The organism is Streptomyces sennicomposti (assembly GCF_019890635.1).
In the GTDB taxonomy this organism is placed as follows: domain Bacteria; phylum Actinomycetota; class Actinomycetes; order Streptomycetales; family Streptomycetaceae; genus Streptomyces; species Streptomyces sennicomposti.
This window is the reverse complement of sequence record NZ_JAIOAB010000018.1, coordinates 36,943-50,481: the sequence shown is the minus strand read 5'-3', so window position 1 is coordinate 50,481 and position 13,539 is coordinate 36,943. Positions and strand designations below refer to the sequence as shown.

Genomic DNA, 13,539 nt, shown 5'->3' with positions numbered 1-13,539 from the left:
GCTGTTGCAAGCGGTGTGCTTGCAATTGTTAGCGGGGTGGGTGCATGGTGGAGGCATGGCATCGCTCAACGTCGGCAATCTCGGTGAGTACCTGCGCGAGCAGCGGCGCAACGCGCAACTGTCGCTGCGGCAGCTCGCCGACGCCGCCGGCGTGTCCAATCCGTACCTGAGCCAGATCGAGCGCGGGCTGCGCAAGCCGAGCGCGGAGGTGCTCCAGCAGGTCGCCAAGGCGCTGCGGATCTCCGCCGAGACGCTGTACGTACGGGCCGGCATCCTCGACGCCGAGCGGGACCGGGACGAGGTGGAGACGCGCGCCGTCATCCTCGCCGACCCCACGCTCACCGAGGGGCAGAAGCAGGTGCTCCTCCAGGTCTACGAGTCCTTCCGCAAGGAGAACGGGTTCGGGGCCGGCAAGGCCGCCCGCGGCGACGGCGACGGCGCGGCCGGGACGGGCGCCGCATCGCCCGGCGTTCCCGGCGCCGTCCCCGGCGATGCCTCCGTCGGCGGCGACGGCGCCACCGACGGCGACGTGACCGGCGTGACCGGCGTGACCGACGACGTGACCATCGAGAGCGGCGGCGACGGTCGCGGCGGCGTCATACGGTCCGCCGCCGTCCCCGAACCGGACGGCGGCCGTTCCGGGGCCGGGGCCGGGCGCCGGGACCGTAGATCCGGCGGCGGCGCCGGGCCGCGGGAGGCCGCCGGCTGATCCGCCGGCCCGCCCCGCCGAGGCGGCCGGTGCGGCGGCCGGGCGGACCACCACGGCAGACCACCGCAGCGCACCACGCAGACCACAACCCTCAGCCGAAAGCGATCCGGGAGGATCATCACCATGGCCATCACCGACGACCTGCGCAAGACCCTCAGCGACCCCAAGCCGCTCTACTTCGCCGCGGGCACCGCGGACCTGGCCCTGCGACAGGCCAAGAAGGTGCCCGCCCTGGTGGAGCAGCTGCGCGCCGAGGCCCCCGCGCGGATCGACGCCGTGCGCAACACCGACCCGAAGGCCGTCCAGGAGCGGGCCGCCGCGCGCGTCAAGGAGACGCAGGAGACCGTCCAGACCCGGGTCACCGGCTTCCTGAACTCCCTCGACACCGATCTGAAGAAGTTCGGCACCAACTTCGACGCCGACCTGAAGAAGCTCGGCGAGACCGCCCAGGATCTCGCCCTGCGCGGCGTCGGCGTCGCCGCCGAGTACGCCGTCAAGGCCCGCGAGACCTACGAGAAGCTCGCCGAGCAGGGCGAGCAGGCCGTGAAGACCTGGCGCGGCCAGGCCGCCGAGGGCATCGAGGACATCGCCGAGGGCGTCGAGGAACTCGCCGTCGCGGTCGAGCCCGAGCGCGAGCCGAAGCCGCGCCCCGCGGCCGCCGCCGCCCCGGTCCAGCCGGTCAAGGCCGAGGAGTCCAAGGCCGCCGCGGCCAAGGTCACCGAGGTCAAGGCCGCCACCGCCCCGACGGCGAAGAAGGCCGCGACCGCGCCGGCGGCCAAGAAGGCCCCGACCCCGCGCAAGAACGCGGCCCCGGCCGCGAAGAAGACCACGCCGCCCGCGAAGTAGGCGCCGGTCCTCGCCCGGCCGCGGGGACGGTGCGTCCCGGGCGGTCGGGGGCGGCGTCTCCCCGGCGGTCGGCGGGGGCGCGTCACCCGTACGGGCGACAGGTGTGCGGGTCGGGCACCCTCGGGGTGCCCGGCCCGTTCTACGGGTACGGTGACGGGACGAGTCGGAGAGAACGGGCGGTGGACGGCATGCTGATGTTGGGCTTCGCGGGGTTCCTGGGGATCATCAAGATCGTCCTCATGGCCCTGGCCGCGTTCGGGCTGTTCGACGCGGCGTTCCGGCGCGAGGACGCCTTCCGCGCGGCCGACAAGCAGAACAAGGTGTTCTGGCTGGTCATCCTGGCGCTGGCGCTGCTCGTGAGCTATCTGTTCTCGATCATCGGCATCCTGCCGGCCATCGGCGCGGTCGCGAGCATCGTCTACATCGTGGACGTACGCCCCGCGCTCAAGCAGGTCTCCGGCGGCGGCAACCGCTGGGGCCGCAGAGGCGGAAGCAGCAGCGACGGCCCGTACGGCCCGTACAACGGCGGTCGCTGAGCCGGCTCGTACGAAGCCCGTACGGGCCGTACGACGGCGGTCGCCGCCACCCCCGCACGGGCGGCGACGGCGACCCGAGCCGGCCCGCCCCGGCGACCCTGCGGGAGCGGCTTGCGCTACGGCTCCCGGTCCAGGAGGACCACCGCCACGTCGTCGGTGAGTTCGCCGCCGTTGAGCGCGCGGGCCTCGTTCACCGCCTCGCGCAGCAGTTCCTCGCCGCGCAGGCCCTGGTCCAGCTGGCGGCGGACCATCTCCAGCATGCCGTCCTGGCCGAGCCGTTCGCCGTCCACGCCGCTGCGGCCCTCGATCAGGCCGTCGGTGTAGAGCATCAGGCTCCACTCGGCGCCCAGCTCCACCTGGGTCCGGGGCCAGCGGGCGCCGGGCAGCAGGCCGAGGGCGGGGCCGTTGTTCTCGTACGGCAGCAGCCGGGCCGGCCGGCCCGGGGTGATGACCAGCGGGGAGGGGTGACCGGCCAGGCACAGCCCGGCGCGCCGCCCGTCGGGCGCGATGTCCACCGTGCACAGCGTCGCGAAGATCTCGTCGTCGGCGCGCTCGTGCTCCAGCACCTGCTGCAACGTGTTCAGCAGCTCGTCCCCGCACAGCCCCGCGAGCGTCAGCGCCCGCCAGGCGATCCGCAGCTCCACGCCGAGCGCCGCCTCGTCGGGACCGTGCCCGCAGACGTCGCCGATCATGGCGTGCACGGTGCCGTCGGGGGTGCGTACGGCGTCGTAGAAGTCGCCGCCGAGCAGCGCGCGGGAGCGGCCGGGGCGGTAGCGGGCGGCGAAGCGCAGCGCCGCGCCGTCCAGCAGCGGCGTCGGCAGCAGCCCGCGCTCCAGCCGGCGGTTCTCCTGCGCCCGCAGCTTGCCCTCGGCGAGCCTGCGCTCGGCGGTGTCGGACCGCTTGCGCTCCACCGCGTACCGGATGGCCCGGCTCAGCAGCGGCCCGTCCAGCTCGTCGCGCAGGAGATAGTCCTGCGCGCCCACCCGGACCGCCTCGGCGCCCCGCTCGGCGTCGCCGGACGCGGTGAGCGCGAGGACGGCGTGCCGCGGCGCGAGTTCCAGCACCTGCTTGAGCACGGCCAGCTCGTCGTCCGCCCCGCCCGCCCGGCCCGGCGCGGGCAGCGCGAGGTCGAGCAGGATGCAGTGGACGTCGTCGGTGAGGAGCCGCCCGGCCTCGGTGAGATTGCGGGCGGTGCGGATGCGGATCGGCTTGCCGGAGGAGTCGATCAGTTCGGGCACGATCGGCGAGCCGCCGGGATCGTCCTCGATCAGCAGCAGGGTCAGCGGTGCGCTGCCGTGGGCATGGTGGCCGCCGGTGCGGCTGTCCTTCTCTACCGTGGTGTCCTTCGTGGCTTCCCCGTGCGGGGCCGGTGCCGCGGCGGGGCCGGCGGCGCCGTGGGACACGGTCTGCGCCTGGCCGCTCTCCGCGGCCGGGATCGCTCGCTGCCGGGGTACGGGCACGGGCATCGTCCTGGGTTCCTTCCCTCCCCCCGAGGGCGTGGTGGGCACGAGGGACCTCGCCCCACCGACGGGGACCATAGCGGTAGTCGGCGCCGCAGCGGAATGGTGTGAGGCACGTCGCTCCCGCCACGGCCGCTGTCATATGCCGCGATCCCTACCGGAGTTGGACAGCGCGACCGCCGCCACGGGATGACGTAGGTCACGCCCGCCCCGGGTTTGCCGGGGACTTGGGGTGCGGTGCGTCACATGGTCCAGGTCACCGGGTGGCGGACGCCTTGGAATCCGCCCCCGCGTCCGGCCGTACCACGCCCAGGATCGGCATCTCGCCCGCGCCCGCGAGGGTGACCGTGCGGCCGGGGCGCGGGGCGTGCACGATCTTGCCGCCGCCGACGTACATCGCGACATGGCTGGCGTCGCCGAAGTAGATGATCAGATCACCGGGGCGCATGTCCTGCACGGCCACGTGCGGCAGTTGCCTCCACTGCTCCTGCGAGGTGCGCGGGATGGGCCGCCCCGCCGCCGCCCAGGCCTGCGAGGTCAGCCCGGAGCAGTCGAACGTCTTCGGCCCCTCGGCGCCCCACTCGTAGGGCTTGCCGATCTGCGCGGTGGCGAACCCCACCGCCTTCGCGCCCGCCTCGGTCGCCTTACCGCTGACGTCCTTGAGGACGCCGGTGCCCAGCCAGGCCGTCTGCGCCTGCGCCGCGGCCTCCTTCTCCAACTGCGCCAGCCGCTCCCGCTGCCGCTTCTCCAGCGTGTCCTGGAGCTTCTCCGCCTCCTTGATCCGCTCCTGGATGCGCTTCTGCGCGGCGGCCTTGGCCTCGCGGCCCGCCTCCAGGTCCTTCAGGCGCTCGGCGGCGTCGTCGGCGTACTGCCGCAGATCCTGCTGGGTGCGGGTCATGTCGTCGATCAGGCCGCTGGTGGCCCGCTGCCCCTGGATCATCAGTCCGGCGCTGTCGAGGAACTGCTGCGGGTCGCCGCTGAGCATGAACTGCACCTGGGGCGGCAGCCCGCCGGTGCGGTACTGGTCGCGGGCCGCCGCGCCGGCGCGGTCCTTGAGGCCGTCGAGCCTGCGCTGCCCGGCGGCGATCTTCTCGTTCAGATCGGCGATCTCGGCGGACTGCTTCTTCGTCTTCTCCTCGGCCGCGTTGTAGGCGTCGGTGGCGACGGCGGCGTCGTGGTACAGCTTGTCCAGTTTCGTCCGGACCGCTTCCAGGTCCTTGTCCGGCGGGAGCGTGACCGAGGGAGCGGGGGAGGGCGACCCGGACGGCGAGGCCGCCGCGGTGGACGCCGGCGTCGGGTCGGGCTGCACGCTCGCGAACGCCGTACCCGATGCCCCCAGCAAGGTGACCGCGCAGACCACGGTCACGGCTGTCGCGAGCACAGTGCGCCTGCCCCGTCCCATACCCCAGCCCCCAAAAGCTGATTTACCGTCAGTAACTTAACCGCGTCTGGGGGATCGTGCCATGCCGCCGCGCAAAACGACAGAGGCCGTCACGATCCGGGTCCGCCAAAGCCCCACCCGCGCCCCACTCGTGACGATCTCCCGCCTGTGTGACGAAGGACGCACAAAGATCGTTCCCCGCAGGTCAGGGCGACGGCGAGACGCGGCCCACGGACGCGTGTCCCGCCCATCCCGCCGCCCGCGCCGCCCCCTTCAGCCGCGCGGCGCCAACGCCCCCCACGCCACCGTCACTTCGCCCTGCCGCCAGCGCGCCGGCCCGTCCGTCACCGGCCAGTCGGTCGTCAGATCGCGCACCGCGCGCAGCCAGCGCTGCCGGGCGCCGTAGGAGGCGTAGGGCGCGGCGGCGGCCCAGGCGCGGTCGAAGTCGCGCAGGAAGGCGTGCACCGGCTCGCCGGGGACGTTGCGGTGGATGAGCGCCTTGGGGAGGCGTTCGGCGAGGTCGGAGGGGCGGTGCAGGGAGCCGAGGCGGGTGGCGAAGGTGACCGTGCGGGGGCCCTCCGGGCCGAGCGCGACCCACACGTGCCGCCGCCCGATCTCGTCGCAGGTGCCCTCCACCAGCAGCCCGCCGCGCGAGAGCCCGTCCGCCGGGGCGAGCCGCGCGCACAGCCGCTCCCAGACGCCGGCGACCTCGGCCTCGTCGTACTGGCGCAGCACGTTCGCCGCGCGGATGAGGTGCGGGCGCGGGGTGACGGGCACCTCGAAGCCGCCGTGCCGGAAGACCAGCCCGTCGCGCTCGTAGGGCAGGGCGGCGGCGACCCGGGCCGGCTCGATCTCGACGCCCACCACGCGCGCGCGTGGCGCCGCGGTGCGCAGCCGGTGCAGCAGTTCCACCGCCGTCCAGGGGGCGGCGCCGTAGCCGAGGTCGACGGCCACGGGATCGGCGGCGCGCCGCAGCTCCGCGCCGTGCACCGCGGCTATCCAGCGGTCCATGCGGCGCAGCCGGTTGGGGTTGGTCGTCCCGCGCGTCACCGTTCCCACGGGGCCTGTGGCGCGGGTCGCTGCGCGGGATGTCATGGATACGAGGGTATGGGGGCACTCGGTGAAGGGCGTACGGCGCGGAGGACGTACGGCGGGAAGGACGTAGGGCGTACGGCGGGAAGGACGTACGGCGTGGAGGGCGTACGGCGCGGGCCCGCCCCGGCGGGGGCACGCGCCCCGGCGTCGAACGGTTGACCGACCTTCGGCAATGATTCGGTAAAGGTACCGGCGCCGGGATGGAAGTGGACCCGTCCGGCGTTACTTCCGGAAGGGCGCGCCGCGACCCCTGTCGGGCATGTCCGCGACAGCAGCAGAGAGGAACGCCACGTGAGCCAGTACGTCAGCAGGCTCGGGCGTCGCTCCGCGTCGGCTCCCGCACGGCTGCGGCTGTACCGTCGCCCCCGGCGCGTCGCCATGCTCTCCGTGCACACCTCACCCCTGCACCAGCCCGGCACCGGCGACGCCGGCGGCATGAACGTCTACATCGTGGAACTGGCCCAGCGGCTGGCCGCGCAGGGCGTCGAGGTGGAGATCTTCACCCGCGCCACCGCCGGCGGCCTGCCGCCCGCCGTGGAACTCGCCCCCGGCGTCCTGGTCCGGCACGTGGACGCCGGCCCGTACGAGGGGCTGGCCAAGGAGGACCTGCCGGCCCAGCTGTGCGCCTTCACCCACGGCGTCATGCAGGCATGGGCGGGCCACCGCCCCGGCTACTACGACCTCGTCCACTCCCACTACTGGCTCTCCGGCCACGTCGGCTGGCTCGCCGCCCAGCGCTGGGGCGTCCCCCTGGTGCACGCCATGCACACCATGGCCAAGGTCAAGAACGCCAGCCTGGCCGAGGGCGACACCCCCGAACCGGCCGCCCGCGTCATCGGCGAGACCCAGATCGTCGCCGCCGCCGACCGGCTGATCGCCAACACCGACGAGGAGGCCGAGGAGCTGGTCCGGCACTACGCCGCCGACCCCGCCAAGGTCGCCGTCGTCCACCCGGGCGTCAACCTCACCCGCTTCCGTCCCGGCGACGGCCGCGCCGCCGCCCGCGCCCGCCTCGGCCTGCCCGAGGACGCCCTGATCCCCCTGTTCGCCGGCCGCATCCAGCCGCTCAAGGCCCCCGACGTCCTGCTGCGGGCCGTGGGAGTCCTCCTCGACGAACGCCCCGACCTGCGCTCGCGCATCGTCGTCCCGATAGTCGGCGGCCCCAGCGGCAGCGGCCTCGCCAAACCGGAGGGCCTGCAGAAGCTGGCGGCCCGGCTCGGCATCGCCGACGTCGTACGGTTCCGCCCGCCCGTCGGGCAGGACCAGCTCGCCGACTGGTTCCGGGCCGCGTCCGTGCTGGTCATGCCGTCCTACAGCGAGTCCTTCGGCCTGGTCGCCATCGAGGCGCAGGCCACCGGCACCCCCGTGCTCGCCGCCGCCGTCGGCGGCCTGCCGGTCGCGGTGCGCGACGGCGAGACCGGATTCCTCGTCCAGGGCCACGACCCGGCCGCCTACGCGCGCGTGCTGCGCGACTTCGCCGACGCGCCGCACCTCGCCGACCGCATGGGCGCCGCCGCCGCCCGGCACGCGCAGTCCTTCGGCTGGGACTCCTCGGCCGCCGCCACCGCCGACGTCTACACGGCCGCCCTGCACGCCCACCGCCGTCGCGTACGCTCCCCCCATGGGTAAGGCGATGGGCGAGAGCGGGCAGCAGCGGGCGGCGCAGGTCATCGAGGCCGCGCTGAAGGACGCCGAAGTGGAGTGGGAGAGCCCCGAGTCGGGCACCTACGTCGTCAAACTCCCCGGCACCCGCAAGCTGTCGACCACCCTCCAGATGATCGTCGGCCGCCACTCCCTGTCCCTGAACGCCTTCGTCATCCGCCACCCCGACGAGAACGAGGCGGGCGTCCACCGCTGGCTCCTGGAGCGCAACCTCAAGCTGTACGGCGTCGGTTACGCCGTCGACCACCTCGGCGACGTCTACGTCACCGGCCGCCTGCCGCTGGCCGCGGTCACCGCCGACGAGGTGGACCGCCTCCTCGGACAGGTCCTGGAAGCCGCCGACGGCAGCTTCAACACCCTGCTGGAACTGGGCTTCGCCTCCGCGATCCGCCGCGAGTACGCGTGGCGGGTGTCGCGCGGGGAGTCGACGCGGAACCTGGAGGCGTTCGCGCACCTGACGGAACGCCGGGGGGACTGAGGCGGGGGCTACGCCCCGACGCGGTCTCCCGCCCCGACGCGGTCTCCCGCCCCGTCAGCGGGCGCGGCAGCGCCCCGGTTCAACGGGTGCGGTAGCGCCCCGGCGTGGCTCCGATCAACGGGCGCGGTAACGCCCCGGTGTGACCCCGACCAACTTCCGGAACTGCCGGGTCAGATGGGCCTGGTCGTAGAAGCCGGTCGCCCCGGCCACCTCGGCCGGCGGCATCCCCGCCAGGAGCAGCCGCCGGGCCCGCTCGACCCGCCGGGACATCAGGTACTGGTGCGGCGCGATGCCGTACGCACCGCTGAACGCCCGGACCAGATGCGCCGGATGGGCGTGCACGGCCGCCGCCGCCTCGTCGAGGGTGAGGCCCTGCGGCACCCGCTCGTCCAGCAGCTCCCGCAGCCGCCGGGCCACACCGGGATCCGGCCGCGGGTCCTCGGGCGCGGCCTTGGGCCGCAGCCGGGCGCGCAGCCGTTCGCCGACCAGCGTCAGCCTGCTCTCCGCCTCCAGCTCCTCGCCGGGCAGCGCGAGCGCGGTGTGCAACTGCGCGACCCGCCGCCGCAGCACCGGGTCCCGCAGGCCGGGGCCGTCCACGGCCGCCCCGATGAGATCCTCGCCGAGCCGGCTGGAGTCCAGGTACAGCACCCGCTTGCGGAAACCGTGCGCGGTGGCCGGGGAGCCGTTGTGCGGCACATGCGGCGGCAGCAGGGTCACCGTGTCGAGCGGGGTGCCGTGCTCGTGCCGGTCCAGGTCGTACCGTACGGCCCCGTCGTCCACGATCAGCAGCGTCCAGGCGTCGTGGACGTGCATCGGATAGGCGTACCCGGTGAACTGCGCGTGGAAGACCTCCACCACGCCCGGAACGCGCGGACGCCAGGCGGAGACGCTGTTCGAAGAGCCGGAGGCGCTGCTCGAAGCAGAGGAGGCGCTGCTCGAAGCGCCACTCCGGGACGGCGGGGCGGACTGGGCGGCGGGGGCGGCGGCGGACTGGGCGGCCATGCAAAGAACGTACAAGACCACGCCGCGGGCCGTCCGCGAGGCTTCCGGCATGCCTGACATGCGTTTCGACACGAAGATCGCCGTACTGCTGCGCGAGGACCTGGAGTCCTGGCAGCGCCTGAACGTCACCGCCTTCCTGGTCAGCGGCCTCGGCACGACGGTCCCCGAGGTGATCGGGGAGCCGTACGCGGACGCCGACGAGGTGTCGTACCTGCCGATGTTCCGCCAGCCGGTGCTGGTCTTCGAGGGCGCCAAGGAGACGCTGACGGCGGCCCACGGACGCGCGCTCGCGCGCGCCCTGCCGCGCGCCGTCTTCACCGCCGACCTCTTCACGACGGGCAACGACACGGACAACCGCGCGGCGGTGGCGGCGGTCCCGACCGCCGACCTGGACCTGGTGGGCCTGGCGGTGTACGGCCCGCGGAACGCGGTGGACAAGGTACTGAAGGGAGCACGGATGCATCCGTGAGGCGGGGGCGCGTTTCAGGTGGTGTGTTTCGGGGGGTGCGTTTCGGGTGGTGCGTTTCAGGGGCGCGGGGAACTGCGCACAAGGGGGTCTGGGGGCGAAGCCCCCAGGGACGGGAAGGGTAGGGGCGGCGGGGGCGAAACACCCGCCCCGCCCCACCCCTGGGCGCAGCCCGCCCCGGCTCAGACCGCGTCGGCCCCGGCTGCCGCCGGAGCAGAGGTCCCGGAGGCCGGAGCCCCGGAGGCAGGGACCCCGGAGGCCGGGGCCCCGGCATCCTTGACCACCGCGGCGGCAGCCGTTCCCTCCGCCGGCAGCCGCCGCATCAGCACCCCGTACCCCACCCCGGCCGCCGTACCGACGACCGCGCACATCCCCCACAGCCACGCCGCGCCGAGCCGGTCGATGACCGCGCCGGACATCAGCGGGGCGATGAGCGCGGCCAGCGACCAGGACAGGGTGTAGACGCCCTGGTAACGGCCGCGCCCGTGGGCGGGGGAGAGCCGCACGACGAGCCCGGTCTGCGTCGGGGCGTTCACCATCTCGCCGATCGTCCACACGCACACGGTCAGCGCGAAGACGCCGACCGACCCGGCGAAGGCGGTGAGCCCGAAGCCGTACCCGGCGAGCAGCGAGGAGACGACGAGCAGCCGCCGCGGGTCGCGGTGCTCGATGAACCGGGTGACGGGGATCTGCAGGGCGACGATCAGGACGCCGTTGACGGCGATGGCGAAGCCGTAGTCGGCGGGCGTGAACCCGGCGCGCCCCATGGCGACCGGCAGCCCGACGGACCCCTGCTGGAAGACGAGCGCGACCAGGAAGGACAGCCCGACGACGGCCATGAACCGCCGGTCGCGTAGCACGGTGCCGAGCCCGACGCGCTCGTCCACCCCGCCCCCGGGGGCGCCGCCCCCGGGAGCCTTGTCCGGCCGGGACTCGGGCAGCTTGAGGAAGACGACGAGGGCGCAGGCCAGGGTCATCCCGGCCTCGATGAGGAAGCCGGCGCGGTAGCTGAACTCGGCGATGAAGCCGGCCGCCATGGAGGAGACGGCGAAGCCGAGGTTGATCGCCCAGTAGTTGAGCGAGAAGGCCCGCACCCGGTCCTCGGGCCGCACGATGTCGGCCATCATCGCCTGCACGGCGGGCCGGGAGGCGTTGGAGGCCATGCCGACGAGGAAGGCGACGGCGGCGATGGAGACGGGGTCGCGCACGAAGCCGAGGAGGGCGACGAAGACGGCCGTGGAGGCCTGCGCGACGAGGAGGGTGGGCCGCCGCCCGAGCCGGTCGGCCATCACCCCGCCGCCGAGCGAGGAGACGACGCCGCCGAGGCCGTGCAGGGAGGCGACGAGACCGGCGTAGGAGGCGGAATAGCCGCGGTCCAGCGTCAGGTACAGCGCCATGAAGGTGGCGACGAAGGCGCCGAGCCGGTTGACGAGGGTGCTGGTCCACAGCCACCAGAACTCCCGGGGCAACCCGGAGACCGTCTCGCGAGCGGCACGTCTGAGCGCGGAGACGGACATGGAGGACCCCCGGATGTAAGTGGCTGCGGCGATGCGCACAACTTACGAGCGACCGCTCGGCGGGGGCTACTCAATTAACAGAACCAGTCAACTGTCGAGGTCGCGGCCGGAACGGGGCGAGGGGGCCGCCCGGGACCGGCCGCCCACGCTCGAGCGGGCCGTCGTCCGCCCACCGGGCACACGGGCGGTGCGCCGTATGCGTGGATTAGGCTCGGAGGCATGGCCGACGCACCGTACAAGCTGATCCTCCTCCGCCACGGCGAGAGCGAGTGGAACGAGAAGAACCTGTTCACCGGCTGGGTGGACGTCAACCTGACCGCCAAGGGCGAGAAGGAGGCGACGCGGGGCGGCGAGCTCCTCAAGGACGCCGGCCTGCTGCCCGACGTGGTCCACACCTCCCTCCAGAAGCGCGCGATCCGCACGGCGCAGCTCGCGCTGGAGTCCGCCGACCGCCTGTGGATCCCGGTCCACCGCAGCTGGCGCCTGAACGAGCGGCACTACGGCGCGCTCCAGGGCAAGGACAAGGCGCAGACGCTGGCGGAGTTCGGCGAGGAGCAGTTCATGCTCTGGCGCCGCTCCTACGACACCCCGCCGCCGCCGCTGGACCGCGACGCCGAGTACTCCCAGTTCTCCGACCCCCGCTACGCGACCCTCCCGCCGGAGCTGCGCCCGCAGACGGAGTGCCTGAAGGACGTCGTCGTCCGGATGCTCCCGTACTGGTTCGACGCGATCGTCCCCGACCTCCTGACCGGCCGCACGGTCCTGGTCGCCGCCCACGGCAACAGCCTGCGCGCCCTGGTCAAGCACCTGGACGGCATCTCGGACGCCGACATCGCGGGCCTCAACATCCCGACGGGCATCCCCCTCGCCTACGAACTCGACGCCGACTTCCGCCCCCTGATCCCGGGCGGCACCTACCTCGACCCGGACGCGGCAGCCGCAGCCATCGAAGCGGTCAAGAACCAGGGCAAGAAGAAGTAACCCCTGCTGTTCTTCCTGAGGCCCCCTGCCCGCGACGGCTCGCGGCGGGGGGCTTCGGCATACCAGCGCGCTGCGCCGTCACGTCGCCGGGAGCTGGTAGGCGAGGACGTAGGCGTCGGCGGCCATGACGGTGTCGCACACTTCGACGGCCCGCCCCTCGGCGTCGAACGCGGTGCGGATCAGGTGGATGACGGGGACGCCGGAGGCGAGGCGCAGGGTGCGTACTTCGTCCGGGGAGGGCATCCGGGCGCGGATCTCCTCTTCGAAGTGGTCGAGGCGGTGGCCCAGTTCTTCGAGGCGGGCGTAGATGCCGCCGGGCCCGGGGTTCGGCTCGGCGATCTGCGTGCCCCGCGCGATGTCGAGGGGCAGGTAGGAGGCGGCGAACTCCACGGGCCGCCCGTCGAGCAGGTACCGGCGCCGCCGCGCGAGCACGCGCCGCACGCCTCCGAGCCGCGCGGACACATCCGGACCGGCCTTCTCCTCCTTCACCTCCAGACCGTCGACCTGGGGATGACTGCCGGCGGCGTCGGCCTCCACGAGGAAGGCGGACTTGCCCTCTTCCCGGTGACGGCGGGCGAAGCGGTCGGAGGCGAGCCGCCGTACGGGCGGCCGGGGCCGGACGAAGACGCCCTTGCCGTGCTCGGCGTGGACGAGTCCTTCGCCCTGGAGGATGGAGAAGGAGTGGCGGACGGTCATGCGGGAGACGCCGTAGTGCTCGACGAGTTCGGCCTCGGAGGGCAGCTTCTCGCCCTCGCCGAACCGTCCGCGGCCGATGGCGTCGCGCAGGTGGTCGGCGATCTGCCGGAAGACCGCACGATCACTCGTGGGGTCGAGTTCGCCGAGGAGGCCGGACTGGAGGGGGCTCACGTCGCTGTACTCCTTTAGATATCTAGACAAGTGGACGGCGCTCGTTGCTACCGTGGAAGCCTAGTCAGCCGGGAGGGCCGAGGAACGTGAGCTTGGAACGTCCGCACTCCGTGAGTGTGGCCGGGGTCGTCGTGGACGGCCGGGGCCGTGCCCTGCTGATCCAGCGCCGGGACAACGGCAAGTGGGAGCCGCCGGGCGGTGTCCTCGAACGCGAGGAGACCATCCCCGAGGCGCTGCAGCGCGAGGTGCTGGAGGAGACCGGCATCAAGATCGCACTTCCGGCGACCCTGACCGGCGTCTACAAGAACATGAAGGGCTTGATCGTCTCGCTGGTCTTCCGCTGTGAAGCCGCCGACGGTGTGCCCACCACCGGTGACGAGACCCGCGCGCTGCGCTGGGCCACCCGCGAAGAGGTCACCGAGCTTGCTGACGAGGCGTACGCGATCCGCGTCCTGGACGCGCTCGACGCGACGACCCCGCCGGCCATCCGCGCCCACGACGGCGTGAAACTCGTCTAGCCCGAACCCGCTGCACATGGC

At 73.5% G+C, this 13,539-nt stretch carries 14 protein-coding genes; 8 read left to right on the top strand and 6 right to left on the bottom strand.

The genetic code is table 11. The annotated features are described in order from the left end of the window. The first annotated feature begins 55 nt into the window (after positions 1–55). The 3 genes from K7787_RS13190 to K7787_RS13180 all read left to right on the top strand — a co-directional run bounded on the left by K7787_RS13190 (position 56) and on the right by K7787_RS13180 (position 2,091). Positions 56–709: a helix-turn-helix domain-containing protein gene (locus K7787_RS13190; RefSeq protein ID WP_223001506.1), complete on the top strand. Its 654-nt coding sequence runs from the start codon at positions 56–58 to the stop codon at positions 707–709. A 123-nt stretch (positions 710–832) separates the two neighbouring features. Then, positions 833–1,555, top strand: a complete 723-nt coding sequence (locus tag K7787_RS13185; RefSeq protein WP_223001505.1) for a hypothetical protein — start codon at positions 833–835, stop codon at positions 1,553–1,555. Between the two features lie 188 nt (positions 1,556–1,743). Then, entirely contained in the window at positions 1,744–2,091 is a 348-nt protein-coding gene (locus tag K7787_RS13180) for a DUF2516 family protein (protein WP_037725164.1), read from the top strand. 116 nt (positions 2,092–2,207) lie between these two features. On the opposite strand, the gene K7787_RS13175 is transcribed toward K7787_RS13180, so the two are convergent. From K7787_RS13175 to K7787_RS13165, 3 genes are all read right to left on the bottom strand, one after another. Continuing rightward, complete coding sequence (locus K7787_RS13175) at positions 2,208–3,629, bottom strand: PP2C family protein-serine/threonine phosphatase (protein WP_372456642.1); 1,422 nt, start codon at positions 3,627–3,629, stop codon at positions 2,208–2,210. Between the two features lie 178 nt (positions 3,630–3,807). After that, complete coding sequence (locus K7787_RS13170) at positions 3,808–4,953, bottom strand: C40 family peptidase (RefSeq protein ID WP_223001504.1); 1,146 nt, start codon at positions 4,951–4,953, stop codon at positions 3,808–3,810. 252 nt (positions 4,954–5,205) lie between these two features. Further along, complete coding sequence (locus K7787_RS13165) at positions 5,206–6,027, bottom strand: class I SAM-dependent methyltransferase (RefSeq protein ID WP_223001503.1); 822 nt, start codon at positions 6,025–6,027, stop codon at positions 5,206–5,208. 291 nt (positions 6,028–6,318) lie between these two features. On the opposite strand from K7787_RS13165, the gene mshA reads away from it, so the two are divergent. Both mshA and K7787_RS13155 read left to right on the top strand, forming a co-directional pair. Continuing rightward, positions 6,319–7,656, top strand: coding sequence for a D-inositol-3-phosphate glycosyltransferase (gene mshA / locus K7787_RS13160; protein WP_043260996.1), 1,338 nt, complete (start codon positions 6,319–6,321; stop codon positions 7,654–7,656). A 4-nt stretch (positions 7,657–7,660) separates the two neighbouring features. Beyond that, positions 7,661–8,167, top strand: coding sequence for a type III secretion system chaperone family protein (locus tag K7787_RS13155; RefSeq protein ID WP_009189333.1), 507 nt, complete (start codon positions 7,661–7,663; stop codon positions 8,165–8,167). A gap of 114 nt (positions 8,168–8,281) precedes the next feature. On the opposite strand, the gene K7787_RS13150 is transcribed toward K7787_RS13155, so the two are convergent. Then, complete coding sequence (locus K7787_RS13150) at positions 8,282–9,169, bottom strand: AraC family transcriptional regulator (protein ID WP_247720837.1); 888 nt, start codon at positions 9,167–9,169, stop codon at positions 8,282–8,284. On the opposite strand from K7787_RS13150, the gene K7787_RS13145 reads away from it, so the two are divergent. After that, positions 9,168–9,638, top strand: a complete 471-nt coding sequence (locus K7787_RS13145) for a DUF2000 domain-containing protein (RefSeq protein ID WP_223001502.1) — start codon at positions 9,168–9,170, stop codon at positions 9,636–9,638. The genes K7787_RS13150 and K7787_RS13145 overlap by 2 nt on opposite strands. A 179-nt stretch (positions 9,639–9,817) precedes the next feature. Here the strand turns inward: K7787_RS13145 and K7787_RS13140 are convergent, their stop codons facing one another. Continuing rightward, positions 9,818–11,152, bottom strand: a complete 1,335-nt coding sequence (locus K7787_RS13140) for an MDR family MFS transporter (RefSeq protein ID WP_223001501.1) — start codon at positions 11,150–11,152, stop codon at positions 9,818–9,820. A gap of 219 nt (positions 11,153–11,371) precedes the next feature. On the opposite strand from K7787_RS13140, the gene K7787_RS13135 reads away from it, so the two are divergent. Beyond that, positions 11,372–12,133 carry a phosphoglyceromutase gene (locus K7787_RS13135; RefSeq protein WP_009189329.1) on the top strand — a complete coding sequence of 254 codons (762 nt, stop codon included), beginning with the start codon at positions 11,372–11,374 and terminating at the stop codon, positions 12,131–12,133. Between the two features lie 78 nt (positions 12,134–12,211). On the opposite strand, the gene K7787_RS13130 is transcribed toward K7787_RS13135, so the two are convergent. Further along, positions 12,212–13,000: a GntR family transcriptional regulator gene (locus tag K7787_RS13130; protein WP_223001500.1), complete on the bottom strand. Its 789-nt coding sequence runs from the start codon at positions 12,998–13,000 to the stop codon at positions 12,212–12,214. Positions 13,001–13,110: 110 nt separating this feature from the next. Here K7787_RS13130 and K7787_RS13125 point away from each other — a divergent pair, with 110 nt between their 5' ends. Beyond that, positions 13,111–13,518 carry an NUDIX hydrolase gene (locus K7787_RS13125; protein WP_223001532.1) on the top strand — a complete coding sequence of 136 codons (408 nt, stop codon included), beginning with the start codon at positions 13,111–13,113 and terminating at the stop codon, positions 13,516–13,518. Positions 13,519–13,539 lie beyond the last annotated feature (21 nt).